At 62.7% G+C, this 1288-nt stretch carries 2 protein-coding genes; one reads left to right on the top strand and one right to left on the bottom strand.

Annotated features, from left to right (window positions below; all coding sequences use genetic code 11):
- Positions 1–69: 69 nt before the first annotated feature.
- Positions 70–1086: a YncE family protein gene (locus APM_RS02100; protein WP_039887563.1), complete on the bottom strand. Its 1017-nt coding sequence runs from the start codon at positions 1084–1086 to the stop codon at positions 70–72.
- On the opposite strand from APM_RS02100, the gene APM_RS22365 reads away from it, so the two are divergent.
- Positions 1079–1288, top strand: a 210-nt coding sequence (locus APM_RS22365; RefSeq protein WP_206740693.1) for a hypothetical protein, incomplete at its 3' end; no start/stop codon positions are given. The two genes, APM_RS02100 and APM_RS22365, sit on opposite strands and share 8 nt — an antisense overlap.

Here is a 1288-nt window from a genome sequence, read left to right as displayed (position 1 = left end):
ACGAGGCGTGAACCCGCTGAGGCTCAGATCCCCGGCGGGCGGCACAATAGGGAGTTGAAGGAAGCCGCGTCAGTGTCCGGCGGCGACGATCCAGCGATTACTGGCCACACCCTTGAAGAGGTGGCTCACCTTGCCGTCCCGCAAACTGACCAAAGCGGCTTCATGACGGTTTTCCACGGTAACCAGCGCGTCCTTGCCATGGTCGAGGACAGCCAGGCCGCTAAGCTGGTTCATGCCCTTCGCCGGACGGACCGCGATCTCGCCGAGATATTTCGCCGTCTGGGCCGAGAATTTCAGGATGTGCCCGGAAAACCCGGCGGCATAGACGGTGTTTCCATCGGGCGAGGTGGCAAGCTGCATGAAGCCCGCCGTGGCATGCGGAATCGCCGCGTAGGAGAAATGGGGGTCGATCTCGGGTGTTCTGATCTGCGTGATAGTGCCGGTTACAGTATCGATGACGCTCATCACCCCGTTCATCATGTCCGCCGAGAACAGCTGGCCGTCGGCGGTGACAAGGTCGCCGGAGCGGGCCACCGGATAGGACCTGACGACGCGGCCAGACGGCAGGGCGACGACGCTGATCTGCCGGTCCATATTGCCGCCGACATAGAGTTCCGTTTCAGCCTGATTGGTGGCGAGCGCGTTGCCGCCGACGGCAAGAGTGAAGACCGTCTGGTGACCGGCGAGGGAATAGGCGGCGAGCGTCTTGGCCGAAAGCACGACGAGAAGGCGCTCGCGCGGCAGCACGCGGGCGACGCGTGCGCCTTTGATGGTCGGGAACGCCCCCATCCGCCGGCCAGTTTCGGCATTGAGCATGGTGATGCGGCCAATCGGCGAAGGCACGAAGACCGTCCGCGTCGCCGCGTCATACCCGGCGTAGAAGCTGTTACCTGCCGGGGTTCCGGCCTTGGCGAAGCTGGCGGCCTGGGCTGTGCGCGTTGCCGGGTTCACCACGAACACCTTCCCCGGCCCTGGGCCTTTCGGCGGATTCGCCGCCGTGCCGAGAACGAGCGGGCCGGCGCCGGCATGGGCCGCCGGGGCGGCGGCGCAGGCAATGGTGGCCGCAAGCAATAGTTTCTTGAGCATCAATCAGTCCCTTGGTGTGGTTGCCTTATATATTCGCTCAGGCGCACATAAGGTTACCCTTTTCGAGAGAGCCAACAACAAAATAACCGGCATGAGATCATCGGTGTCGAAGCGGATCGGTCCGCGCTATTGCCCCACTTGGACAGTTAGTTTTATAAAGGCTGGCGATATCAATAGTTTATTTGCCCGTGAGCGGGTGTTG

Origin of the sequence: Acidiphilium sp. PM (genome assembly GCF_000219295.1) — a bacterium.
GTDB lineage: Bacteria > Pseudomonadota > Alphaproteobacteria > Acetobacterales > Acetobacteraceae > Acidiphilium > Acidiphilium multivorum.
This window is presented reverse-complemented; position numbering and strand designations above follow the sequence as displayed.

What these genes read in the sequence shown, in the direction of transcription:
- APM_RS02100 (WP_039887563.1), bottom strand. Translation starts at nt 1,086, where the DNA reads ATGCTCAAGAAACTATTGCTTGCGGCCACCATTGCCTGCGCCGCCGCC.